At 55.7% G+C, this 23,161-nt stretch carries 22 protein-coding genes and 1 pseudogene; 4 read left to right on the forward strand and 19 right to left on the reverse strand.

Annotated elements, in window-relative coordinates; translation table 11 throughout:
- On the reverse strand, nt 1-565 hold a 565-nt coding region (gene istA, locus AKU79_RS02725; RefSeq protein ID WP_156209416.1), incomplete at its 3' end, for an IS21 family transposase.
- Nucleotides 566-616: 51 nt separating this feature from the next.
- On the opposite strand from istA, the gene AKU79_RS02730 reads away from it, so the two are divergent.
- Both AKU79_RS02730 and AKU79_RS19680 read left to right on the forward strand, forming a co-directional pair.
- Nucleotides 617-1,675, forward strand: a complete 1,059-nt coding sequence (locus AKU79_RS02730) for a 3-carboxy-cis,cis-muconate cycloisomerase (protein WP_156209419.1) — start codon at nt 617-619, stop codon at nt 1,673-1,675.
- A gap of 924 nt (nt 1,676-2,599) precedes the next feature.
- A pseudogene (locus AKU79_RS19680) lies at nt 2,600-2,852 on the forward strand (IS6 family transposase); the annotation flags it as partial.
- Nucleotides 2,853-2,900: 48 nt separating this feature from the next.
- Here AKU79_RS19680 and iolB read toward each other — a convergent pair.
- The 13 genes from iolB to AKU79_RS02805 all read right to left on the reverse strand — a co-directional run bounded on the left by iolB (nt 2,901) and on the right by AKU79_RS02805 (nt 16,609).
- Nucleotides 2,901-3,707: a 5-deoxy-glucuronate isomerase gene (gene iolB / locus AKU79_RS02745; RefSeq protein ID WP_050522061.1), complete on the reverse strand. Its 807-nt coding sequence runs from the start codon at nt 3,705-3,707 to the stop codon at nt 2,901-2,903.
- Nucleotides 3,704-3,910 (reverse strand): hypothetical protein, encoded by a 207-nt coding sequence (locus AKU79_RS02750; RefSeq protein WP_050522062.1) that lies wholly within the window; start codon nt 3,908-3,910, stop codon nt 3,704-3,706. The genes iolB and AKU79_RS02750 overlap by 4 nt, the downstream gene beginning before the upstream one ends.
- Before the next feature lie 3 nt (nt 3,911-3,913).
- On the reverse strand, nt 3,914-4,819 hold the full coding sequence (gene iolE / locus AKU79_RS02755; protein ID WP_050522063.1) for a myo-inosose-2 dehydratase: 906 nt from the start codon (nt 4,817-4,819) through the stop codon (nt 3,914-3,916).
- The gene (gene iolD, locus AKU79_RS02760; protein ID WP_050522064.1) at nt 4,819-6,648 is read right to left on the reverse strand and encodes a 3D-(3,5/4)-trihydroxycyclohexane-1,2-dione acylhydrolase (decyclizing); all 1,830 of its coding nucleotides are present in this window, start codon (nt 6,646-6,648) and stop codon (nt 4,819-4,821) included. The genes iolE and iolD overlap by 1 nt, the downstream gene beginning before the upstream one ends.
- Nucleotides 6,648-8,561, reverse strand: a complete 1,914-nt coding sequence (locus AKU79_RS02765) for a bifunctional 5-dehydro-2-deoxygluconokinase/5-dehydro-2-deoxyphosphogluconate aldolase (protein ID WP_050522065.1) — start codon at nt 8,559-8,561, stop codon at nt 6,648-6,650. Before AKU79_RS02765 ends, iolD begins: the two co-directional genes overlap by 1 nt.
- Before the next feature lie 95 nt (nt 8,562-8,656).
- The gene (gene iolG, locus AKU79_RS02770; RefSeq protein ID WP_050522066.1) at nt 8,657-9,649 is read right to left on the reverse strand and encodes an inositol 2-dehydrogenase; all 993 of its coding nucleotides are present in this window, start codon (nt 9,647-9,649) and stop codon (nt 8,657-8,659) included.
- 44 nt (nt 9,650-9,693) lie between these two features.
- A complete protein-coding gene (locus AKU79_RS02775; protein WP_050522067.1) occupies nt 9,694-10,470 on the reverse strand; it encodes an SDR family oxidoreductase in 777 nt (258 codons plus the stop codon).
- Nucleotides 10,467-11,243 carry an ATP-binding cassette domain-containing protein gene (locus AKU79_RS02780; protein WP_050522068.1) on the reverse strand — a complete coding sequence of 259 codons (777 nt, stop codon included), beginning with the start codon at nt 11,241-11,243 and terminating at the stop codon, nt 10,467-10,469. The genes AKU79_RS02775 and AKU79_RS02780 overlap by 4 nt, the downstream gene beginning before the upstream one ends.
- Nucleotides 11,244-11,254: 11 nt before the next feature.
- On the reverse strand, nt 11,255-12,268 hold the full coding sequence (locus AKU79_RS02785; RefSeq protein ID WP_456238879.1) for an ABC transporter permease: 1,014 nt from the start codon (nt 12,266-12,268) through the stop codon (nt 11,255-11,257).
- A gap of 157 nt (nt 12,269-12,425) precedes the next feature.
- Nucleotides 12,426-13,370: a sugar ABC transporter substrate-binding protein gene (locus AKU79_RS02790; RefSeq protein ID WP_050522070.1), complete on the reverse strand. Its 945-nt coding sequence runs from the start codon at nt 13,368-13,370 to the stop codon at nt 12,426-12,428.
- A 79-nt stretch (nt 13,371-13,449) separates the two neighbouring features.
- Complete coding sequence (locus AKU79_RS02795; RefSeq protein ID WP_050522071.1) at nt 13,450-14,265, reverse strand: TIM barrel protein; 816 nt, start codon at nt 14,263-14,265, stop codon at nt 13,450-13,452.
- A 180-nt stretch (nt 14,266-14,445) separates the two neighbouring features.
- Nucleotides 14,446-15,477, reverse strand: coding sequence for a LacI family DNA-binding transcriptional regulator (locus tag AKU79_RS02800; protein WP_050522072.1), 1,032 nt, complete (start codon nt 15,475-15,477; stop codon nt 14,446-14,448).
- A gap of 115 nt (nt 15,478-15,592) precedes the next feature.
- A complete protein-coding gene (locus AKU79_RS02805; RefSeq protein ID WP_050522073.1) occupies nt 15,593-16,609 on the reverse strand; it encodes a LacI family DNA-binding transcriptional regulator in 1,017 nt (338 codons plus the stop codon).
- Between the two features lie 91 nt (nt 16,610-16,700).
- Here AKU79_RS02805 and AKU79_RS02810 point away from each other — a divergent pair, with 91 nt between their 5' ends.
- Nucleotides 16,701-17,861, forward strand: a complete 1,161-nt coding sequence (locus tag AKU79_RS02810) for a phytanoyl-CoA dioxygenase family protein (RefSeq protein WP_050522074.1) — start codon at nt 16,701-16,703, stop codon at nt 17,859-17,861.
- 146 nt (nt 17,862-18,007) lie between these two features.
- On the opposite strand, the gene AKU79_RS19170 is transcribed toward AKU79_RS02810, so the two are convergent.
- The 5 genes from AKU79_RS19170 to AKU79_RS02835 all read right to left on the reverse strand — a co-directional run bounded on the left by AKU79_RS19170 (nt 18,008) and on the right by AKU79_RS02835 (nt 21,948).
- Nucleotides 18,008-18,253, reverse strand: a complete 246-nt coding sequence (locus AKU79_RS19170; RefSeq protein WP_197087200.1) for a hypothetical protein — start codon at nt 18,251-18,253, stop codon at nt 18,008-18,010.
- Nucleotides 18,254-18,471: 218 nt separating this feature from the next.
- Complete coding sequence (locus AKU79_RS02820) at nt 18,472-19,281, reverse strand: 3-methyl-2-oxobutanoate hydroxymethyltransferase (RefSeq protein ID WP_050522076.1); 810 nt, start codon at nt 19,279-19,281, stop codon at nt 18,472-18,474.
- Between the two features lie 17 nt (nt 19,282-19,298).
- Nucleotides 19,299-20,507, reverse strand: a complete 1,209-nt coding sequence (locus AKU79_RS02825; RefSeq protein WP_050522077.1) for an NAD(P)/FAD-dependent oxidoreductase — start codon at nt 20,505-20,507, stop codon at nt 19,299-19,301.
- Between the two features lies 1 nt (nt 20,508).
- Nucleotides 20,509-20,820, reverse strand: coding sequence for a MocE family 2Fe-2S type ferredoxin (locus AKU79_RS02830; protein ID WP_050522078.1), 312 nt, complete (start codon nt 20,818-20,820; stop codon nt 20,509-20,511).
- 12 nt (nt 20,821-20,832) lie between these two features.
- Nucleotides 20,833-21,948, reverse strand: coding sequence for a fatty acid desaturase family protein (locus AKU79_RS02835; RefSeq protein ID WP_050522079.1), 1,116 nt, complete (start codon nt 21,946-21,948; stop codon nt 20,833-20,835).
- 136 nt (nt 21,949-22,084) lie between these two features.
- Between AKU79_RS02835 and AKU79_RS02840 the strand changes: the two genes are divergently transcribed.
- Nucleotides 22,085-23,116: a LacI family DNA-binding transcriptional regulator gene (locus AKU79_RS02840; protein WP_050522080.1), complete on the forward strand. Its 1,032-nt coding sequence runs from the start codon at nt 22,085-22,087 to the stop codon at nt 23,114-23,116.
- The last annotated feature ends 45 nt before the right edge of the window (nt 23,117-23,161 follow it).

Below are 23,161 nucleotides of genomic sequence, written 5' to 3' on the forward strand. Positions count from 1 at the left end.
CTTCGAAGACGCGGAATGCATGCCAGTGGGCATCAAACAGCATCTCATGCGTTTGCAACAGATAGGCCCGCACCAAAAATGCCCGGCTGTGCGACAGCTTGATATGCGCGACCTGCAGCTTGATACGCTCGCCGCCGACATAGGCCCAGTCCTCGCTCCAATCGAACTGGAAAGCCTCGCCCGGCGCGAACACCAGCGGCACGAAAGTCCCACGATCTGTCGTGTGATGCGCACGCTGCCGGTCACCCTTCCATTCCCGCACAAAGGCCGCAACACGTTCGTAGGAACCGTCATATCCAAGCTTTACAAGATCGGCATGCATCAGCTTCGCCGTTCGGCGTTCCTTGCGTGATTTGCGCTGATCAGTCGTCAGCCACGCAGTAAGATGCTTAGCATAAGGGTCCAGCTTGCTGGGGCGATCTGGCACCTGAAATGCAGGTTCAACAATCCCCTCCCGCAGATACTTCTTGATCGTGTTGCGAGATACGCCCGTCCGCCGCGCGATCTCGCGAATAGGCATCTTATCCCGCAGTGCCCATTTCCGAATTACCCTCAAAAATCCCATGTCTATCACTCCATGCGCCCCCAGCTGATTCAAGCCGGGGCAAGGTTACACATGGGTCAATTCTCAATGACAATTTCTGCTGGTGCCGGGTCAGTTCTCAATGACAATCAACAGTCTACGGATGCTCAACTTAGCCATATGCTAGCTTTTGAAGCAGCTTGGACGCGCGCGCTGGCTGCGACCAACCGGTTAGATGCGCGTTCTGCCGAGCATACTGCCATGGCGATAAGTTTGCACCGAACCGATATTAGCGACTTGGCAAACGGCGCGGCACAGGACGGATTGCCCATTCCTGCTTTGATCCGGCAATTGAAGAGAGGCGCAAATAATCCAGCAGAAATCCACACTGGGACGACCTCTCAAGATGTTTTGGATACAGCATTAGCCATTACATTGCGGGGTGTGACTGACCTCATCCAAACGCGGCTTGCAAATCTGGACAGCGAGCTGCGGCGGCTTGAAGATACATATGGAGCAAACGTCCTGATGGGGCGCACTCGCATGCAGGCGGCCATGCCAATCACGGTCGCTGACCGAGTGCGAACATGGCGCTTGCCCATTTTGGATCACAAGAAAAGGTTTGACGTGCTTCGTCTTAGGACAGAACGGGTACAGATCGGCGGTGCTGCTGGAGACAGAGCGGCGCTTGGAAAGGATGGCATGGCAATTGCAGCCCATGTGGCCCAGGAATTGGATCTTGGAAACCCTGCCTTCGCTTGGCATGCGATGCGCGATGGACTTGTTGAATATTCAGGTACGCTCTCGCTAACCACCGGGACGCTCGGAAAGATGGGGCAGGACATCTGCTTAATGGCACAACAAGGTATTGACGAGATCGTGCTTTCTGGTGGCGGCGGTTCATCCGCGATGCCCCATAAGCAAAACCCGGTGCTGGCCGAACTCTTGGTGACATTGGCGCGTTTCAACGCGGTACAGGTTTCAGGGATGCATCAATCGCTTGTGCACGAACAAGAACGGTCGGGCGCGGCCTGGGCATTGGAATGGATGCTCTTGCCGCAGATGTGCCTTGCCACCTGCCGAAGCTTGGCTGCCGCAATCAATTTATGTAAAGGGATCACTCGAATCGGCATGGAGGGCAATGAAGGATAAATTGGCGCCGCCGGAGTGATCGTAAAATCACTGTAGGCCAAGGTGAAAAACCTTGATGCCAGAGTTTTTTTGAAGGCATTGCGACAATTTTTGGTTCGAATATAAGGTTTTCTGCTGATTTGGGGCGCCAAGCGTTCTTGAGCCCGCGCGCGGACATTTTGATAACTATCTGTAACAATTAAAGAAACAAATTTTCATTAATCAAATTTTAATGTGTTTGCATCGCAAAAATCCGTGGTGATTTCAGAGAATTCTTGGCGAAGAAAGTTTGCACAAGTTACGCAGACGGCAGTCACGGCTTTGTCAAAAACTGGCACTGCCGCCAAAAGATTTTACCGGTGCAGCGTGCAAAAAGGTTTCCATCGTGATGTTTCGCGCGGGTCGAGCGTGGCCAACTCCTGAACGCGGGAAAGCCCTTGGCGTCGATTTGTTCTTTTCCGATCATTTGGGCATCTCTATCCCAGAGATTGTCGCCGTGGCGGATTGAAAAGATTTGCAACCGAGCATCGGCCTTGTGATCAGCTTGATAGATTGCTGATCTTGCTTGGAATATCTTTCATGTACGCGACTTGGCGAACATTCATTCTGCGCCAGCCTTTGGCGAATATCGGAAACGCTTTGGTACTGTTGAAATCTTTTGCGGGTTTCCGCTTTGGGCTCCAATTTGCGACGGATGGCTACGACAAGCAAGCAGCAGGATGTTTCGGTGACGGCAAATTTCAAAGGGGCGTGCTATCCGAAATCTGTACTTTTGTAGGCCTTTTCATTTAAGTGCGCAAAGCTGTGACTTACCGCGACCTTAAGGAATTTCTGGCCGCGCGCGATGTGGCCATTGATCATACGATCCTCTCAACCACTGGGTTATAAATTGCGCGCCCGAGATCGCCGCCAATGCGCTGCGCCAACTTTGAAGGGCTTTAGCCGGTCACTGTGATCCTTACGTCCGAGGGCATTGGCCCATTGATTACCATCAGGCAAAAGCAATACCTCAACAATATCCTCGAACAAGATCACGGGTTCATTAGGCGCATCACCGAGCTGATGCTCGGCTTCAAAGCCAGCCCACTCGGCCACAACAGCCATTATCGACATCGAGACCGCACAAATGACCCGAAAATGTCAGTTCGACCCAAACGGCCTTCTCGCTTTCCAGCAATTTGCCGCGCTAGCAGCATAATGCTGCGCAAACGTAGGCTCACCTCAGACCGAACACTTTCGCCAATGCTCACGCATCGCGTTTCATGATCCATTCGACCTCGGGGGCGGGAACGAAGCGCCATTTGCGCAAGGGGCCGGCCATGACGTTCAGGTAATACATCTCAAACCCGTAGGGGGCGCCGCAGGGGTGGTGGCCGCGCGGGACCAGAACGACATCACCGTCTGAGACCGCCATGGTTTCATCAAGGCTGCCATCATCGGTATAGACTCGCTGGACGCCAAAGCCCGAGGCAGGGTTCAGGCGATGGTAGTAGGTTTCTTCCAGATAGGTGATGCGGGGGAAGTCATCCTCATCATGGCGGTGGCTGGGGTAGGATGACCAGTGGCCTGCGGGGGTGAAAACCTCGGTCACCAGCAGGCTGTCGCAATAATCCTCGTTTTCCATCGCGATGTTGTTGATGTGGCGGGTGTTGGTGCCTTTGCCGCGTGTCGTCAGGGTGATGCCATCGGGGCCGATGCGGCGGGCCTTGTGGCCGCCTATGCCGGGGGCGGTGCAAACGGCGATTACGCAATCGGTTTCGGCGACGGCCTGCCAATCGGTGCCATTGGGCAAATAGAGGCAATGCGGCGGGGTCTTTTCAAACACGCACATCCGGTCGCCCAACACGCCCCAATCCTGCCCTGCCCCGCTGATCGCGGCTTTGCCTTCGATCATTACCAGAATAACCTCTCGGTCACCTGTAACTTCGGATGCTGTTTCGCCTTTGCGCAAACGGTGCAGCCCAAACCCGACATAGCGCCACCCCGCGCTTTGTGACGTGATATCGTGGACCTTGCCGTGGGTGCCAAAAGGCTTGCGCAAAAGATCGGTCATTTGGGTATGTCCTTATAGTTTTCTGGGTCGAAGACGATGAAAAACTGATAGCCGCACCACGCGGCCACAGCGCCAAAGATGGCGGCCCAACCGGGGCTGCCGGATACCAGTTCAAAGACGGCCCAGGCCGCAGAAACCCCCACAGTCACCAATCGTGGCAGCACGGGGCGGAAAAACGGGTGGTACACATTCAAGAATTTCATCCCTTACCTTTCAATAGTCAGGCCCGAGCGGGCGCAGATATCGACGATGTGATTATAGCCCATTTTCGAATACTCATAGGGTGGTGCTATGGCGGGGTCTTGCTCGGCTTCGACCACGATCCAGCCGTTGTAATCGATCGCCTTTAGCTGATCGGTGATCGCCTGAAAGTCGATACAACCTTGCGGATCGCCGGGCACGGAGTAAACGCCTGCGCGCACGCCATCCAGAAAGCTGCGGTTGCCATCGCGCACCCATTTCAATTTGTCGGGGCGCACGTCTTTGAAATGTACATGATGCACGCGGTGGCCCCATTTATCCAGCACGGCCAGCGGGTCGGCCCCGGCAAAGACCAGATGCCCCGTGTCAAAAAGCAGTGTCACTTCGGGGCCAGAGCCTTCCATCAGCCAGTCGATATCCTCGGCATCCTCGATCATGCCGCCCATGTGATGGTGGTAGGACAGCGTCACACCCTGATCTGCCGACCATTTGGCCAGCTCCGTCAACTTGGCGGCATAGGCCATAACGTCATCGCGGCCCAGCTTGGGGCGCGATGAAACCGGCGTGGTCAGCGCCCCCTGCACGGTGTTGGAGCATTCGGCATAAACAATGCAGGGTGCGTTCAGGGCGGCGAACTGTTCAACCTGCTGGCGGATCGCGGCCTGTTCCTCGGCGACCGAGGCAACCATCAGATTGCCAGAACACCACCCGCCACACAGCACCACACCGTAACGGTCCAGATAGGCGCGCAAACCTTCTGTGTCGGCAGGCATCCGTCGGCCGCGTTCGACCCCTGCATAGCCGATACGGCCCGCGTCTTCCATCGCGCCTGTCGTCGTGAAGTTTGCGGTTAGATCGGGCAGATCATCATTCTGCCATGCGATGAGTGAGATACCGATTTTGACCGACATCAGTCTGCCCTTTGCTTTGATTTGTTGGAAACATACACTACGCGCGCGGCATTGACCTGCGGGCGGGTAGAGATTTCTGGCACGCCAACCTCCCACCAAGTGCCGCCGTGGGGCGTACTGGGATAGGGGTCTGTGTCAATCACAATGACATAGGGGCCTCTAATGCTGGCGCGATTTGCCAGCGCTGACTCTAGCGCCGCGATGGACGTGACCTTTACGCTTGTAGCGCCCATGGCCTCGGCATGTTTGGCAAAATCAATCGCGGAAGCGGTGGCATGAATCGTGTGGTCCAGCAGATTGTTGAATTCGGCCCCGCCGGTGCCCATTTGTAAGCGGTTAATGCAGCCATAGCCGCGATTGTCCGTCACCACCACGGTAAAGCTGATGCCCATCATGGCTGCAGTCGCCATTTCGGAATTGGCCATCATATAGGTGCCATCGCCGGTAAAGCATATCACATCGCGGTCGGGTTGCGCCATTTTGATGCCCATCGCGCCCGCAATTTCATACCCCATGCAGGAAAACCCGTATTCCATGTGATAGGACATGGGGCGCGAGGATTTCCACAGCTTGTGCAACTCGCCCGGCATGGTGCCTGCGGCACACATCACCACCGTATCGGCATTTGCCGCGCGTTGCACCGCGCCCACGACCTGCATGTCAGTGGGCAGCGCGTTGCCGGTTGGCGCATCGGTAAGCGGGTCGACGGCGGCGAACCAATCGGCTTTCAAGCCTTCAATCCCGGCCGTCGATTTATGTGCGCCCAAGGTCTGAGACAGCTCGGCCAAACCAACCCGCGCATCGGCGACCAGCGGCAGTGCTCCGTGCTTGGTAGCGTCATAGGCGGCGATATTCAGGCAAGCGATTTTGCGGGCCGGGTTTGCGAACAGACCCCATGACCCCGTGGTGAAATCTTGAAAGCGGGTGCCGATGCCCAGCACCAGATCGGCCTCGGTGCAGACGGTGTTTGCCGGGTTGCCGCCTGTTACGCCAATGGGACCAAGGTTGAGCGGGTGATCCCATGGCAGCGCCGATTTGCCGGCCTGTGTTTCGGTTACGGGGATGTTGTGCGCCTCGGCAAAGGCGCGCAGTGCCTCAGTGGCGCCCGAGTAATGCACGCCGCCGCCCGCAACGATCACCGGCCGCTTGGCCGCTTTGATGGCCTCGGTCACGGCAGAAAGTTCGTCCAGGTCAGGGCGAATGCGGCGTGTGGCCCATATCCTGGGCGCGAAAAAGCTTTCGGGGTAATCGTAGGCCTCGGCCTGTACATCCTGACAGAAGGCCAGCGTGACGGGGCCGCACTCGGCCGGATCGGTCATGGTGCGAAAGGCGCGGGGCAAGGCGGTCAGTAATTGTTCGGGCCGCGTGATCCGGTCGAAATAGCGGCTGACGGGTTTAAAGCAATCATTGGCGCTGATGGTGCCGTCGGCAAAATCCTCAATCTGTTGCAACACCGGGTCGGGGCCGCGGTTGGCGAACACATCGCCCGGCACGAGCAGGACGGGCAAGCGGTTCACATGGGCCAGCGCTGCCGCTGTCACCATATTCGTCGCCCCCGGCCCGATCGAGGATGTGACCATCATCGCCCTTTTGCGCCCCGATTGCTTGGCATAGGCAATGGCGGCATGGGCCATGGTTTGTTCATTATGGCCGCGCCATGTCGGCAAGCTGTCACGCGCACCATGCAGCGCCTCGCCGATCCCCGCCACATTGCCATGCCCGAAAATTGCCCAGCATCCGACGATAAATGGCTCGCCCGTCTCGGCCAGTTGTGCGGCCACATATTTGACCATCGCCTGCGCGGCGGTCAGTCGGAGTGTTTTGGTCATCAGTTCATCCCCCCGTTTGCAGCGGCGGCGCGGGCCGCGTCCCAGATCTGGCTCAGACGGGTATAGCGTTCGGACATTTGGGCCACGGCATCTGCATCTGACATTTGCCCTTTCATCCACGCCCGTGCCGCATCGCCAAAAATCGTACGGCCAACGGCAAAGCCTTTGACCAATGGCTGTTCGGCCGCAAGTGCAAAACTGGCCGACAGCTCGGCCTCGGGCGCGTCCAGCCCCAGCACGACGATGCCGCGGGTGCGCGGGTCGTTGCGGGTAATCGCCTCCACAGCATTGGCCCATGCGGCGCGGGTCTTGAACGGTTCCAGCTTCCACCAATCGGGATAGATGCCAAGATCGTAGAATTGCTGTATCAGCGTTGGCGTGGTCATGTCATCGACCAGCCCAACCTTGGACGGGATCACCTCTAGCAAAAACTCCAGCCCGTTGCGGCGGCTCGCGGTCCAAAGGCGTTTGACGACGTCCTCTTGCCGCACGCGGATGGCAGCATCATCGTCAGGGTGGCAAAACACCAGCAGCTTGACCACATTTTCGGTCGCCCATTCGCGCAGCTTGCCGTAATCGGGGCCCAGCTCAGGCTCTAGTCTGATCGGGCGGGACCCCGGCCATTCTGTCGGCCGCCCGATCCACAGGCCCGTGCCAGAGGCGCGGTGCAACGCCGACCGCCCGATACGATTGTCGCACAAGATACCATAGCCAGGCTTGCCACCCTGCACCTGCAATGCCGCATCAAGGCACAATTGCTTGAACGCACCGCCTTTTTGGGGGGTATATCCCTCCATCTCCTCAAGCTGCAAGCGGTGGTCAAATGCGAAGGTTTTGACCGATGACCAATCGTGCGGGCGGTTCGTGGCCCAATGCACCTGCTCCAACTCGGCATCATTACGAAGGTCGGGCTGTTTTATGCCGCGCTCAAAGAAGAACTGAAGCTCCTCCCAGCTGGGATAGGCCGGGGTGCAGCCGTGGCGGCTGACCGCAAATGCCCCGCAGGCATTGGCGTATTTAAGCGCCGTGGGCCAATCCTCGCCGTCCAGCCAGCCCTTTAGCAGGCCGGACATAAAGCCATCCCCTGCCCCAAGCACATTGAACACCTCGATCGGGAAACCGGGACCGGCCGCGCCTTCGTCCAGCGTATCGGGAATGGCACCGGTAAAGGCCACCGCGCCCGCCGCCCCGCGTTTGCACACCAACGTGGCGTTGGACACGGCCCGCACGGCCCGCAACGCGGCAATCGTATCAGTGCTGCCACCTGCGATGTGAAACTCTTCTTCGGTGCCGACGATCAGGTCGAACAGGTGCAGGCTCGCTTGCAGCTTTGCCGTGACCGCTGCACTTTCCACAAAGCGACTTTCGCCATCACCATGCCCCGCCACGCCCCACAGGTTCGGGCGGTAGTCGATATCTAGCGCGGTCTGCATGCCTTCCGCGCGCGCGATGGTCAGCGCCTTGATCGTCGCCGCCTCGACTGATGGGTGGCTAAGATGAGTGCCCGTGGCCACAACGGCGCGGGCCTGCTTGATGAACCCTTCATCAATATCATCCACGGTTAGCCCCATATCGGCGCAGTTCTCGCGATAGAAAATCAGAGGAAACTGATCTTGGTCGCGGATGCCCAACAGCACCAGCGCGGTCAGTCGTGCCGGGTCAACCTTTACCCCGTCGGTGTTCACACCTTCGGCACGCAACTGTTCGACAATGAACCGCCCCATATGCTCATCACCGACACCGGTAATAACCGCCGACTTCATCCCCAATCGCGCTGTCCCGCAGGCAATGTTCGTGGGCGAGCCGCCGATATATTTGTCAAACGACCGCATATCCTCAAGCCGCCCGCCAATCTGCGCGCCGTACAAATCAACCGAACTGCGGCCAATCGTGATCAGGTCTAGGGTTTTCATAGCACATCCCGTATCAAAGTAAGAGGTTGCCTGCGCGAACGCTCCCAAGCATGCCCCGCCAACCAAACGGCGGCAGGGCGATATTGCATTTGGTTTCAGCTCAACCGGATTGTTTGCCCAGTGGCCACTGACGCTAATGCAGCATCGGCCAATTCGAGCGCTTTCAAACCATCAAGCCCAGTCGTTGGTGTCGGCGTATTATTAGCCACCGCAGCGACAAAGGCCGCAATTTCATTGGCATAGGCGGCCGTATAGCGGTTCATAAAGAAATCCAACAGTGGCGGGCGCGTATAGCCGTCTGCATTGGCAACCTCGATTCTGGACTGACGATGGTTTTCCGCCGAAACAGAGCCTTTGGAACCATGCACCTCGATCCGCTGGTCATAACCGTAAGTTGCGCGGCGGGTGTTGGTGATGGTGCATTGCTTGCCCGTTTTTGTCGTCAGAATGACGTTGACGCTGTCATAATCGCCAAGGCCCTTAATGGCAGGGTCTGTCAGAACCGAAGCCGCGGCCTGCACCGTTGCCACCTCTTCGCCCAGCAGCCAACGGGCCACGTCGAAATCATGGATCGTCATGTCGCGAAATATCCCACCCGAGCGTTTGATGTAGTCTGCAGGTGGCGCGCCGGGGTCGCGGCTGGTCAAGGTCACCATCTCGACTTCACCGATAACACCGTCATCGATTGCCTTCTTCAGCGCCATGAAATCGGGGTCAAATCGGCGCTGGAACCCCACCATGAGCTGGCCCTTTTCCGCTGCAACCGTTTCTACAACTTTTCGGGCGCGTTTCACGTCAAGATCTACAGGTTTCTCGCAAAACACTGCTTTTCCTGACTTAACAAAGCGCTCGATCAGATCTGCATGTGTGTCGGTGGGGGTGCAGATAATTACAGCATCAACATCAGCGGATGCCAGTATCGTGTCGATTGTTCGGATGTCGCAACCATAGCTGTCACAAATGTGCTGCGCGGCCGATTCAACAGGATCGGCGACTGCAACCAATATTGCGCCTTGAACTGACGAAACCGCTTTTGCGTGCACCTGTCCTATGCGGCCTGCACCCAGCACTGCAAATCTGATAGACATTCTTTTTCTCTCTCTTTTAAATTTCGGGCTAGGCCCAGCGTGTCTTATGATTCCGGATAGGCTCCGGCAACGTTTTGGTCAAAGTCTACGAGTGATCCGGTCATGACACCCGCCTCATCGCTCAGCATATAACTGGCCAACCCTGCAACATGGTCTGGCTTTACCAACATCTTGAACGGTTGCTGTGCCTCGGCCCTTTCCAACCAGTCATCGCTTGCATTGTGGAACCGCTTTTGCACTGCGTCCTCTCCCGGGGTATCCATCCACCCGCAGTTAATCCCGTTTACGCGGATGCGATGGCTGCGCAGCGTGTTGGCTGCGTTCTTCGTCACATTTGCCAGCGCAGCCTTGGATGCAGAGTAAGGCGCCAAAAAGGATTGACCGCAATGCGTTACCATCGACAGAATGTTCAATATTGCAGCTGGCTTTCCTGCAGCAATGGCAAGTTGTGACACCCGCTGAATCGCAAAAAACGGTGACCGCAGGTTGGCTGTCATCATGCGATCAAACTCTGCCTGGCTTGTGTCCAGCACCGAACCTCTGTCAGTCATCGCGCCTGCGTTGACCAAGGCATTTATCCGCCCCATCTGTTCGGCCGCACGATCCACAAGCGACAGAATACTGCCGGTATCCTCCAGATCGGCAGAAATGAAACTGGCCCCGATCTGATGTGCCGCGGCTTGGCCGCGCGGGGCGTTGCGGCCCGCAATGACGATATGGCTGCACCCCTCTGCCACCAGCCGAGTTGCTATGGCAAGGCCGAGCCCTTGCGTCCCGCCAATCACCAGCGCGGCAGTATCGGAGTGGATACCGTTCTTCATGCTGCGTCTTCGTAGCCGGCCTGAGTTTTGGCACCGGTGATGTAGGCCACAACATCCTCGCCCGTGACATCCTCGTTCTTGATGTCCAGATTGGCACAAATGCGGCCCCGCCGGAACACGACCACCCGATCCACAAGGTCAAAAACCTGCCGCATGTTGTGACTGATCAGGATGAGCGGCTCACCCGCTTCTTTCAAGGTACGAACGATATTTTCGACCTGCGCAGTTTCTTGCACACCCAAGGCAGCCGTTGGTTCGTCCATAATTGTCAATTTCGAATGGAACGTAGCAGTGCGGGCAATCGCCACACATTGCCGCTGTCCGCCCGACATGTTGCGGATTTTGTTGCGGATGTTAGGAATCTTGACCCCAGTCTTTTCCAAGGCCATCATCGTTCTCTCACGCATGGCTTTGTAGTCAAGAATGGAAAACGGCCCCAAGTTTACTTTGACCAGCTCACGCCCCAGGAAGAGATTATCGGGGACATCCAACTCATCCGCCAGTGCCAAGGACTGAAAGACGGTTTCAATCCCAGCTTTGCGCGCATCCATCGGGGTTTCGAAACTGACGGCTGAGCCATTGAAGATGATCTCGCCGCGGGTCCGCTGTTCAACGCCTGTGATCTGGCGCACAAAGGTAGACTTACCGGCCCCATTATCGCCCATAATGGCGACATGCTCGCCCTTGCGCAGAATGAAGTTGGCACCTGTCAAGGCATGAACGCCGCCGTAATGCTTGGTAAGGTCGCGTGTTTCCAGAATGATATCAGTCATGGTGTTTCCCCTTAAACCTTTGATCCGGCTCGGCGCTGGCGCCATTGGTCCAATACAACAGCCGCGACGATAATAAATCCCTTCACCATTTCTTGGTAATACGCATCGAGCCGCAAGAACGTGAAGCCCGAGATGATGACGCCAAAGATCAGCGCGCCCAACACCGTCCCGACAAGCGATCCACGACCACCCGCCAGAGAAATGCCGCCGATCACAGTCATCGCAATTGCATCAAGTTCATACATGACCCCCATACCTGCCTGCGCGGTCAGGTTCTTGGACGCCAAAACAATCGCCGACAGACCAGCGAGCATTCCCGCGATGGTGTACACCAAAACCTTGTGGCGGTTCACTTTGATCCCCGACATACGCGCTGCATCCTCATTGGACCCGATCGCGTAAGTATGTTTGCCATAAACCGTGTATTTCAGGATCAGATGAAACAGAACCGCAAGGCCCACAAAAATGATTACGGGCGCCCAGCCGTTCAACCCATTCCCGATGGAGCTGAACTGATCAGTTGGGAAAGAGATTGGGTTGCCCTTAGACCACCACTTTGCTGCGCCACGGGCCGCCACCATCATGCCGAGCGTCGCAATAAATGGGGGGATTTTAGTATAGGCTATCAGTGCGCCGTTTACAAAGCCGGCCAACAGCCCAACACCAAGGGCCACCAGAATTGGGATGATGACAGGCAAATCCATCCAACTCTCACCAAAGATTGCTTTCGGGTTCGGATTGCCGTTGACCATCGCGGTTTGGGCAAAACTCATGGCAATCATCGCGGTCAGGCCGACGATCGACCCCGGCGAAAGATCGATACCGCCGGAAATGATGACCTGTGTTGATCCGATGGCAATAATGCCAATGATGGAAACCTGAAGGATGATGATCTTGAGCCGCGCTTCGTTGAAGATCGTGTCAAATCGGCCATCACTGTCAAACAGAAAGCTCTGCCCCATTGTCAGTGCGCCAAGCAGTTCAAACAGGCCAATCATCAACAGCAATGCGAGAAGCACGTTCATCTCGTTCGGCCAAGCCCGCTTTTTTGAATCAAAGACAAGCCCACCGGTGCCATGTGAATTGTGGTCAGCCATTATTCCCCCCCAAACCTTGCATAATGTAGAACAGTGCCGAAGCATCGCTGTTGCAATGCTTCGACGTTTATCGTTCGTTATCGGGTCAGTTCTTCTTCAGGTAATTGTCAATATTAGCAGGTGTGACCAGTTCGAATGGAATATAGACTTTTTGGTCAACCGATTCGCCGCGGGCCAGGCTCAATGCGGCATTCAACGCGCCCGAACCCTGACCTGCAGCATTTTGAAATACTGTCACATCCAAATCACCGGCCTGCATGGCTTGCAGCGCATCTTGCGTGGCATCAACACCGCCAACAACTATCACATTCATGTCGAGACCAGCTGCCTTCATTGATTGGATCGCGCCGATTGCCATCTCGTCATTGTTGGCAATGACAGCATCAAAAGCTTCGCCCGTTGACAGCCAGTTGGTCATCAGGTTCTGCGCTTCGTCTCGCGACCAGTTTGCCGTTTGCTTGTCGACAACCGTGATAAAGCTGCACATATCTGTTCCGAGGATATCTTCGACGTCTTTGGTGCGCTGAACAGCTGCTTGGTTGGAAAGCTCGCCCATCATGACATAAGCGCGTGCGCCGCCGCCTTTACCCATTCCCCGCAGCATTTTGCAGACTTCAAACGTCTCCAGTGTGCCGGATTCGATTTCGTTAGACGCAACAAAGGCTTGGTTGTCAGGTAACGAATCTACGTTGATCGGCTGGCGGTTGACATAGACAAGCGGCACGCCTGCGGCTTCTGCGGCGGCGGTCATCGCTTGTGTTGCCGATGTATCAACGGGGTTCACAATGATCGCATCCACACCCGATGCGATAAAGTTGTTGATCTGGTCAAGCTGCTTGGCCACGTCGTTTTGCGCGTCTTCAATCTGAACACTGACGCCATCAGTTTTGTCGGCGACTTCTTGAATACCGTTGCGCAAAACGGTCAGGAAGTTGTCGTCAAACAACGCCATCGAAACGCCAACATTCTCAGCCATCGCGGTGGTCGACATCAAAGCCAACAGGCTTGCAGTCATAAAGGTCTTTTTCATCAGTTCCTCCCATATGTGGTGTCCGGCACACCGTTATATTCACCGGAACCCCGATAGCCGGGGTGTTCCGTCCAAAGCCTCAGGCTGATTGCAACTGCAATTGAGAGGCAATGAAGTCGATCGAGCGCTTTAGTTCGGAATAGGGGTCCGCCATGGCCTGTGTGACAGGCGAAAAACACTCGTATGAAATTGGACCGTCGTATCCTGCCTTAAACAAGGCACCAAGCTGGGCAATATTGCCCAAGCGGTCTGCGTCATCCACCAGAACGCGATGCTCATCCTCCATCTGATCAACGCGCAAGGTTGGATCGGTAACGCCCGAGATGTGAACGATGCCAGTACGTTCGGGATAAATGGCGCCGCCACCGGCTAGCGTGTGGTGAAATGTGTCATGGACCAGTTTGAAATTTGCATCGCCACCAATTGCGTGAATAGTCTCGTCCAATTCAGTTTTTGACCGCAATGAGGACCGCAAAAAGCCAAGTGGCTCTACCAGCGCAATTAGGCCAGAATCTTGCAACATAGGCAAAACGGCCTTCATCGCAACGCGCAGATTGGCCTGCCGTTCGCCATTGCCTACACCGGTTCCATCATTGCGGGGTATAAGGCTGATGGTTTCCGCGTTGGCAGCCTGTGCAATTGCGATCAAAGTCCGGACCGCGTGTTCGCGCTCGCCATCCCAACTGTTGAACGGGTAAACTTGGCTTAGGCCAACGATACGAATACCTTTATCAGCGGCATGCTTTCCGGCCGTGACCGGATCCATCCCGTCAAACAGCGGCCGTGTAATATCGTTACGCACCTCTACGCCGATACAGCCAAGCCTTGCGGCAAGGTCAAGGAATTCCAGATACCCCATATTGGGTGTCGTCATATGGTTTAGTGCTGTTTTCATTACCTGCCCCCGCCAATTCCAATGCTTGCGCGTTCTGCAAGTGCCACCGCTTTCCCGAAGTCGCGCATTACACTCTTGACGAGACACTGCATGCGGCCTCGGGATTCGGTCAATAAGGAGGGGTATATTTTATGCCATTAATGACGTATTAGCACCCAACAAAATGACGCATTTACGTCACTACAGGAGCTCTGGCAGAACCACTCTTGGTTCAAGGAAATGCTGCCCTGCCGTGCCGTCATCTCCTTCCAGACTTGACGTAACCATCAGGTCAATCAGCGCCCTGCACAGCTCGGGCAGCGGGGTAGAAATGGCCATGGTTGCATATCCATCAATCAAGGCACCGCGGCTTTCGGCGGTCACCTCATTGACCACAAGGGCCACGCGCGGTTGAGCATGTACTTCGCGCAACGCGGCGATAGCGCCCTCCATCCCGCCCCCCGCGACATATAGACCCTTAAGGTCGGGATGCCTGTGCAACAGATCCAAAGTTGCCTCATAGGTGACCTGACGTGTCTCTAAGTTCACCAATGTATCCAATACGGTAAACCCCTTTCCCGTCTCCCGCACAAATGATCGGAACCCGACCTCTCGCAGGTCATGCCCATGCCACCGGTTCCCGCCTACGAAAATGGCCAGTTTTCCGGGTTGATGCACTGTTTTACTGATCATCCACGCCGCAAGACGCCCAACTTTCATATTGTTAAGCCCAAGATACCCCTTACGAATCCCTTGGGCAAAATCGTTCAGCAATGAAACAACAATGACCCCGTTATCCTTGAGGGTTTGCACAACTTGATCCAGCCTTTGATCATTGACGGCGGTGCAAGCAATGGCATTGCACCGCTTTCCCATTTGGGTCAGTAGCTCGGCAAATTCGACGGGGGATTGCGAGGACGAAAACCGGATGTCCACTGTAATCCTGACATCGCGGCGTTCGGCAGCCTCAAGTTCAATCTGTTTTGCGAAATTCTTGTAAAACTCTTGGGTCTTTTTCAACAGAATAAACCCCAACCGCAATTCCGGCAGTGGTTGCTCAAGTTTATCCTGAAATATGCCTCTGCCATGATAGCGCAAGCGATGCGCTGCATCAGCGATCTTGCGCAAGGTTTCCTCACGCACGACAGCACGGCCGTTTAGGGCGCGGTCAACGGTTGTCGGGCTAAGCCCGGCTTCACGAGCCACGTCCTTTATTGTTGGTCTTTTAGCCATGAAGCCTCAATGATGGTTTTCCGTCATGATGACACAAAGACCATGACGTTGAAAACATCTATCTCCACGCCCTGCCCTAGTGTTGTAAAGATACCCCAAGCCGACCCAAACGACATCACGGTAGAACAATAGGGCAGGCTATGCCAATCTCGGCCTCCTCTATTTGAGTATCTTGGCCAATCAACCGATAATACTTGCTGAAATGCAGCGAAACGCGGCGGGCATCTTGGCGAAAGTTGTGGTGAATCACAAAGCTGATCTGCCTAGACGCCAGCAATGCCTTGTTCGTCCGGTCAAGGTCATGCGCGGCGAAAACATCAATGGTCCTCCCCGCCTGCGCAAACGCCGCCAGAATGGCCGCGTTGCCGCCGCCCACTGAATAAACGCAACGAATGTTAGGAAAATCCGCGAGGGCTTGCTGAATAAGGGAACCCGTAGCGCGATCGATGCCGAACCCGCCAGACACGGTGATGGTTTCCAAATGCGGGGCAGTTTTGACAAGATGGTCGATGAATCCTGTTCTTCGTGCGCTTTCCCCTTCGAAATCCAAACTGGACAGCGTGACCAGAACCCGCGCAGCCCCCGGCGGCGCCATCCGCCCCAAAAGATAGGCGGCGGTTGCCCCTGCCCGCGCGTTCGGCATGCCAACATAGGCCAGCCGCAACGACGCCAAGACATCGGTCACATAGGTGACAACCGGAATTCTCTGCGCGGCCAGATCCGCCAGACAGGCCTCGACCCCCAGTGTGGCAGGTGCTTTCAGCACAATCCCTTGCGTTCCGCGCCGTGCGATCCGGCGCAAAAGCGCAACGATTTCGCGCTCTTCCATCACCTCGGCCAGATGAAATCGCGCGCGAAACATTGTGGGGCGCATCAGCGGAAACTCTGCCTCGAACGCTGCCCGCACAGCCGATGAAAACCGACTTGGCGCCTGTATCACAACATCTATCGTCACCCGTGAGGTGGAAAGCATGCTTGCCGCATATTGCTGTTCAAGCTCTAGTTCGGCAGCGCGCACCCTGTCACGCGTGACCGCCCGTACATGGTCGCGCCCATGCACAACACGGTCAACGGTTGCAAGGCTTAGCCCCGCTTGATGTGCAATCTCTTTCAGGGTGAACTTTGTGGCCATCACGCCAGTTGAGGTGTTTTTGAGGGGAAATGCAACTATCGCGACATGGTTTATATAGGCAGAAGTTGGATGAACCTCGGAGGAAACCCAGATGACCAAACCCCAGCGCGCACCGGTATGGCTGAATGCAAACAGCGGTGATTTTGAGATGTTTAGCCAGATCGCCGGTCAACAGGCAGACCCGGCAGACACCCCGCATGCCGTTGACATTGTTCGCAATATCCCGATCTATAACGGGCCTTTCGTCGACAAGGTGGCCAATGATACCATCGGCCGGCAGGCCCTAATGGAGGAATGGGCACATGTCTTTGCGCATGGCGCAGGCATCATTGTTATTCGCCAAGGCGTGCCGGATCATGCGGTAATTGACCGCGCCACCGTGGTTTTTGACCAGATTATTGCCACCGAAAAGCTGGCGGCAAAAGGTGGAGGAGACCATTTCGCCAAACCCGGCGCGAATGATCGGATCTGGAACTCCCTAGAAAAGCATTGCCTGGCGGATCCGGTGAACTTCGCTGCCTATTTCAGCTCTCACAGTATCGCATTGGCGTCCGAGGCTTGGCTTGGCCCCGCCTATCAGATGACGGCGCAAGTCAACCGCGTCAATCCGGGGGGTGCGGCCCAGACGCCACATCGCGACTATCACCTTGGTTTTATGAGCGCAGACCGGATGGCACAGTTTCCCGCCCATATTCATGCCGTGTCGCCAACTCTGACGCTGCAAGGGGCGGTGGCCCATTGCGATATGCCGGTCGAAACCGGGCCAACGATGGTGCTGCCCTTTTCGCAGCAGTTCTTTGAGGGTTATCTTGCCTTTGCGCGCCCCGAGTTTCAGGCCTATTTTGCCGAAAATTATGTGCAGTTGCCGTTGAAAAAGGGGGATGTGGTTTTCTTCAATCCAGCCGTTATGCATGGCGCGGGCACCAACCATACCGCAGACAGATTTCGAATGGTAAACCTGTTGCAAGTCTCTTCGGCCTTTGGGCGCGCGATGGAAACCGTCAACCGCACGGCCATGCTGCGCGCTCTTTATCCGGCATTGCAGGCAACGGCAGGCCTGAATATAGCAAATGTTATTGCGGCCTCGGCCGAAGGATACCCATTCCCCACCAATCTTGACAGCAACCCGCCAATCGGCGGCCTAGCCCCCAAAACCCAAGCCGATTACCTGCGTGATGCGCTAGCAAAGAAGCAAAGCGAGGCCGATTTTTTCGCTATCCTGACAGCGCTTGAGATCAAGAACCGATCATAATGCACGCCGCAGCAACGCGAAGGCAACCATCCGGCGGTCGACATATGCAAAGTCGCGCCGCCGGGCTGTGCTACCCCATCTTTTCCGTCGCATATCCAGCCGGACCTGCGAGAAAATCCCTGCACCTCGGCCAACGCCTTGTTTTCTTAGGTAGCCTTCTTGCAATGAAGCGGGATGTCATGTTTCACCACAACTTTTTGATAGTCAGTATGGTTTGAAATAACCACTAAGATATCGATCGGCAGGACGCCGTTCCGCCAACGGCACAACAAGTCGTTCAAGCCCTGGCTAAAGCGCGATACCATTGTGACGACCTTCATTTTCGCCGCTTGGTCGTTGATTGCCCATTTCACCACAAAATCGGAGGGAATTGGGCCAAATCCTTTCTCCACTTCCGCCTGGGTAAATTCGGCAGCTGCAATGCAACTGATTCAGATACAAAACTTGCCCGACATCGGGTCATCGAATTGGGCGTTTTCGGCGATGCTGCCCCCCTTTGGTCGCCAGAAAGATCGCGATTGCAGCGACGCCCCCAATGCCCGACGTACAAAACCCAGTGAGCGCTAGGTTGGTTCTTTTGGGCCCTTCTTGAGCCTTGAAGCCCCAGAAATCAGATCCGAACCTTTTCCAAACCTTCAATGAATGCAGCAAGTTCCGTGTCTGAAATGGCAATGGAATGGCCTGTTTCGGGATAGGCGCCCGTATCAACATCTTGTTTAAACTCTCGAAACGCCGCGATGCGTTCGTATTGTAGGCGGTCAAACTCAGCCTGAAAATTGCGATAAGTCTTAGCGTGACGCGGTTTGTGCCCTGCCGTGCAGCCCAAAACATCTTCGGCAAACAAGTATTGAGCATCAGCGTATGGGCCGGCCCCCATCCCCAACAGCACAAGATTGGTGCGCTTGGAGATTTCAAGCGCCACACGGTCGGGAACGACTTCCAGCTCGGCCCCAAAACATCCAATCGCTTCAAGCTGTTCGATGTGCCGCATGACATCCAGCGCGCTTTGTGCTGTTTTGCCAACGGCCTTGAAACCGCCGGTCCATGTGGCCTTTGACGGGATCAGGCCAACATGGCTGACAACAGGAATCCCGTCGTCTGCCAAGGCCTTGATCGTCCCAAAGGATGACGCGCAATACACGCAATCTGCACCTGTCTGCATCGCAGCATGGGCGGCACGCTGATAATCCTCAAGTGTCACCAAAACCCCGTAAAGCAAACCTACCTGGACAAAACAGTCCCCCGCCGCCTCGCGCATTTCGGATGTCCAGACCGGAGCAATGATTGACAGCATGTCTATCCCTGCGGCAGCCGCAGCGGCAGCCTCATCCGGGGTTTCGACATAGAGCATCGTCAGTTGGCGTTTGCCCTTTTGCGCACGAATATCTGCAACCGTGGGTCGGTTGTTTTTCAGTCCCATAAGGGTTCCTCCGGCTGTCAGCTTACGGCGATGGGCCGAAGCATTTTTTTCAAATTGATGGCAGGATCGCCAAGCAGGGCGACATCAAGCGGCACCTCCGCTTCGATCAGTTTCTGCGCCAGTTTGATATCCTTGGCGACAGCATTTCCAATTCCCAAACCTGCCGCGCCAATAAGGCGGGCTTGTCCATCCAGATAGAAATGCAGTTCCGTCTCCGTATCGGTTTTGCGGATTGCGCTGGCCTGTCCGACCGTATCACCAACAGCTTGCAAGCCCAGATCGTATTGATCAGACCAAAACCAAACCGGCCCACCAAATTGCAAACCGGCCCCTGCCATATTGCGCCCGGCAATGTCGCCCTGAGTTTGGGCATTCTGCCATGTTTCAAACCTGCGATACACAGCGTCTTTACACAGCACGCTGGCACAATCGCCCGCCGCATATATATGCGGGTCCGTGCTGCGCAGCTGTCTGTCCACGCGGATGCCGTTCTCAACCGCCAAACCGGACGCCCGCCCCAGCTCGGTGTCTGGCACCACCCCAATCGCCGCGACCACAACATCTGACGGAATGGACCGACCATCGGCCAGTATAACTGCATTTTTGGTAACCTCGGCAATTTGAACACTGCACAAGATATCAACGCCTTCAGCCAAATGCTGACCTGTGATCCGCGTAGCCAAAGCCTCGGGCACGTTGCGCCCCAACGGGCGCGGACCATATTCCAACACAGTCACCCGCGCCCCCCGCCCGATAAGCACGGCGGCCAATTCCATCCCGATCAGGCCCGCACCGATTACCGTTATTTGCACGCCCGGCGCTGCCGCCCCGTAAATCCGCTGCGCGTCACCCAAACTGCGCAAAGACAGGGCACGATCGCCCCCGCTACAAGCCAATTTGCGCGGAACTGCACCGGTTGCCAAAAGCAGTTTGTCATAGTCCAGACCTGCACCATTTGACAAAACGACCCGCCGCCCGGCCCTATCAACAGAATGCACAGACACGCCCAGCAGCAAGTCAATCTTGCAGTCCTGCAACCGCTCGGGCGTACAGATCGGTTTTTCCGTGGCACCCAGTTCACCCGGCTTGGACAACGGCGGACGTTCATAGGGCATGCCGGGTTCCGCAGCAACAACCGTAATGGTGCCAGCATATCCCTGATCCCGCGCGGCAAAGGCGGCACGGATGCCGCAATCCCCGCCGCCCGCAATAACAATCCCGGCCATTCTAAATCTCTATCAACACGCGGCCATCCGCGAGCTTGACCTGATATATCGCCAAATTCACGCAGACAGGCACACGCGTAGCCTCACCCGTGCGGTAATCAAACTGACCATTATGTTTCGGGCATTCAATCGTGTGATCCATCACCAACCCATCCGCCAGATGAACGTTTTCATGGGTGCAAAGACCATCGGTGCAAAAATACTGGTCATCAGGTGAACGATAAATCGCAAAGGTGCGGCCGGCATGATCGAAGCGGATCACGTCTTCCTCTTCGATGTCATCTGCCGCACAAGCATCAATCCAATTTGCCATGTCGTTCTCTCCTTACTCTGCCGGAACGGCTGAAATGGGGTGTGTCGAGGCAGTTGCAGTCTCGCCCAAGGCGGCCTCATGCAAATCCTCTCGATAGGGCCGCGCGGTTGGCGGAAGATCGCGTTTCAGGAAATCATTGTGATAGGCCAGTTGTCGCCGCAGGACGGGCAAAACCTCGCGATAAGCGTTCCAGATAGATGTGTTCGGCGCGGGCAAATCATGCCCGATCATCGCATGCAGTTTGGGCAGCTGATGATATGGAACCATCGGAAACATGTGATGTTCGATGTGGTAATTCATGTTCCAATAGATGAAGCGACTGATCGGGTTCATGTAAACCGTGCGGCTATTAAGCCGATGATCAATTACATTTTCGGCCAGCCCAGCATGTTGCAAGACCCCTGTCATCACATGATGCCAAGCGCCATATAGGCGCGGCAACCCGATCACCATCAAAGGCAAAATCGATTGCATTGCCACGGCCAAAGTAATAACTGCCGCGTAGATCACCACCCAGGTCCGCGCGACAGTGACAACCTTGGACTGTTCGCTTTCCGGGATGTAACTCGCCTCTTCAGGATCTAGTTTGCCTGATGCGTTCAACAGCATCCTTTTCCACCCCTGCATCGCATCAATAAGGCCGAAAAGATTAAGGAATATGCGGAATAATGCTGGCGGGCGCATTGCCACGATTTCCGGGTCACGGCCCACAATGATCGTATCGGTGTGGTGGCGCGCGTGACTCCAACGCCAAGTCACCGGATTTCGCACCATACAAAACGACGCAATTTGATACACCCAATCATTGTATTTTGCTGTGCGAAAGGGCGTTCCGTGGCCGCACTCATGCCAGCGGCTATCCATTGCCGACCCGTAGAGCACTCCGTAAACAAGCCAGAATGGCGCAGACCACCAAGACGGCCAGAGGACCACGCCCAACCCCGCAAACAGGATCATCAACCCTAACAAGACAATCGTATCGCGGATCGCGGGCTGATCTTCGCGCTTCATCAGTGCCTTCATCTCCTTGCGGGAAATGTCGCTGTGATACCAGTCTGCTGCAGCCAGCCCGTTTTCAACAGCACGTGCTGCATCCGGCCCATTCATTGAATAATTGCGTTCAGTCATCTGGAACCCTCCCCACTTGCAAATGCTGACTCTCAATATCATAATATTCAGGAATGGGCGCGTGATCCGCTTGCTTTTACATCAAAACACATCAGTATAAGACTTCACAAATGATGTAATTCAATCAAGGCCCCCTATGCCGCGCCGACCGACGATCAAAGACCTTGCCTTGGCCGCAGGTGTAGGCGTTGCAACCGTTGATCGGGTGCTGAATGGCCGCCCCAATGTTAGCCTGGAAACGCTCGAAAAAGTGGCCGAAGCCGCCGAACGTATCGGCTATCCAACGCGCGTCTTGGCCGCCCGCAAGTTGGAGGCAGAAAGACCCCTCCTGCGGTTCGGGTTTGTTTTGCACAAGGGACGACAGGCCTTTTACCAAAACTTCGCCCGCACGTTGAAACTGGCAGTCGAGCAGCGCACAGATATTAGGGGGCGCGCGACCATTCGCTTCGCCGCCTCGCAATCCCCTGATGATTTTGCCAAAGAACTTCGTGATGTTGCGCGGTCTTGCGATGTGATCGCTACGTCTGCGATCAATCACCCCAGCCTGTCAGATCTGGTAACAGACCTCACCAAATCCGGCATCCCGATCTTTGCCGTTCTGAACGACTTTGCCCAAGGGGTCCGGCAGAATTACCTTGGGCTGAACAACGTCAAAGTCGGGCGCATGGCGGCATGGATGATAACCACGCAGGTTCGCGATCCGGGAAAGCTAGCCATCTTTGTCGGCGGCAATCGCTGGCACAGCCATCTTTTGCGCGAAACCGGCTTTCAAAGCTATATTCGAGAGTTTTCGCCTGATTTTCAAACCCTTGATACGGTCGTTAACTTGGAGACGCGACAAGTCACCTACGAGGCAACGCTCGACCTTTTAAACCGCCACCCAGATTTGCGCGGGATCTATGTCGCAGGAGGCGGGATGGAGGGGGCGATTGCCGCGCTGAGAGAAACCCGCCCACCGGGCAAGGTTTCACTTGTGGTGAATGAGCTGACCGAAGACAGCCGCAAAGCCTTGATCGACCGCTATGTCAGCATGGTTATTGCTACGCCCTTGCCCCAATTGTGCCGCGACCTCGTAGGTCTGATGATCACCGCCTCTCAGACTGGCCCCGACGCATCTGCCAGCCAGCACTTCCTCATGCCTGACATTTTTATCTCTGAGTCCTTTTAGCAACTGTATCGTCAATAATCGTGAAGACTGAAAGCAACGGCAGTG

The sequence above is a fragment of the Pseudorhodobacter wandonensis genome (genome assembly GCF_001202035.1).
Classification (GTDB): Bacteria; Pseudomonadota; Alphaproteobacteria; order Rhodobacterales; family Rhodobacteraceae; genus Pseudorhodobacter; species Pseudorhodobacter wandonensis.

Coding starts and splice junctions, on each gene's coding strand:
- AKU79_RS02830 (WP_050522078.1), bottom strand. CDS start 20,820: ATGGCAAATTGGATTGATGCTTGTGCGGCAGATGACATCGAAGAGGAA.
- AKU79_RS02765 (WP_050522065.1), bottom strand. CDS start 8,561: ATGAAAACCCTAGACCTGATCACGATTGGCCGCAGTTCGGTTGATTTG.
- AKU79_RS02820 (WP_050522076.1), bottom strand. CDS start 19,281: ATGGGACTGAAAAACAACCGACCCACGGTTGCAGATATTCGTGCGCAA.
- AKU79_RS02750 (WP_050522062.1), bottom strand. CDS start 3,910: ATGAAATTCTTGAATGTGTACCACCCGTTTTTCCGCCCCGTGCTGCCA.
- AKU79_RS02800 (WP_050522072.1), bottom strand. CDS start 15,477: ATGGCTAAAAGACCAACAATAAAGGACGTGGCTCGTGAAGCCGGGCTT.
- iolD (WP_050522064.1), bottom strand. CDS start 6,648: ATGACCAAAACACTCCGACTGACCGCCGCGCAGGCGATGGTCAAATAT.
- AKU79_RS02825 (WP_050522077.1), bottom strand. CDS start 20,507: ATGGCCGGGATTGTTATTGCGGGCGGCGGGGATTGCGGCATCCGTGCC.
- AKU79_RS02775 (WP_050522067.1), bottom strand. CDS start 10,470: ATGAAGAACGGTATCCACTCCGATACTGCCGCGCTGGTGATTGGCGGG.
- AKU79_RS02805 (WP_050522073.1), bottom strand. CDS start 16,609: ATGGCCACAAAGTTCACCCTGAAAGAGATTGCACATCAAGCGGGGCTA.
- iolE (WP_050522063.1), bottom strand. CDS start 4,819: ATGTCGGTCAAAATCGGTATCTCACTCATCGCATGGCAGAATGATGAT.
- AKU79_RS02730 (WP_156209419.1), top strand. CDS start 617: ATGGGTCAATTCTCAATGACAATTTCTGCTGGTGCCGGGTCAGTTCTC.
- iolG (WP_050522066.1), bottom strand. CDS start 9,649: ATGTCTATCAGATTTGCAGTGCTGGGTGCAGGCCGCATAGGACAGGTG.
- AKU79_RS02790 (WP_050522070.1), bottom strand. CDS start 13,370: ATGAAAAAGACCTTTATGACTGCAAGCCTGTTGGCTTTGATGTCGACC.
- AKU79_RS02795 (WP_050522071.1), bottom strand. CDS start 14,265: ATGAAAACAGCACTAAACCATATGACGACACCCAATATGGGGTATCTG.
- AKU79_RS02840 (WP_050522080.1), top strand. CDS start 22,085: ATGCCGCGCCGACCGACGATCAAAGACCTTGCCTTGGCCGCAGGTGTA.
- AKU79_RS02785 (WP_456238879.1), bottom strand. CDS start 12,268: ATGAACGTGCTTCTCGCATTGCTGTTGATGATTGGCCTGTTTGAACTG.
- iolB (WP_050522061.1), bottom strand. CDS start 3,707: ATGACCGATCTTTTGCGCAAGCCTTTTGGCACCCACGGCAAGGTCCAC.
- AKU79_RS02835 (WP_050522079.1), bottom strand. CDS start 21,948: ATGACTGAACGCAATTATTCAATGAATGGGCCGGATGCAGCACGTGCT.
- AKU79_RS02780 (WP_050522068.1), bottom strand. CDS start 11,243: ATGACTGATATCATTCTGGAAACACGCGACCTTACCAAGCATTACGGC.
- AKU79_RS02810 (WP_050522074.1), top strand. CDS start 16,701: ATGACCAAACCCCAGCGCGCACCGGTATGGCTGAATGCAAACAGCGGT.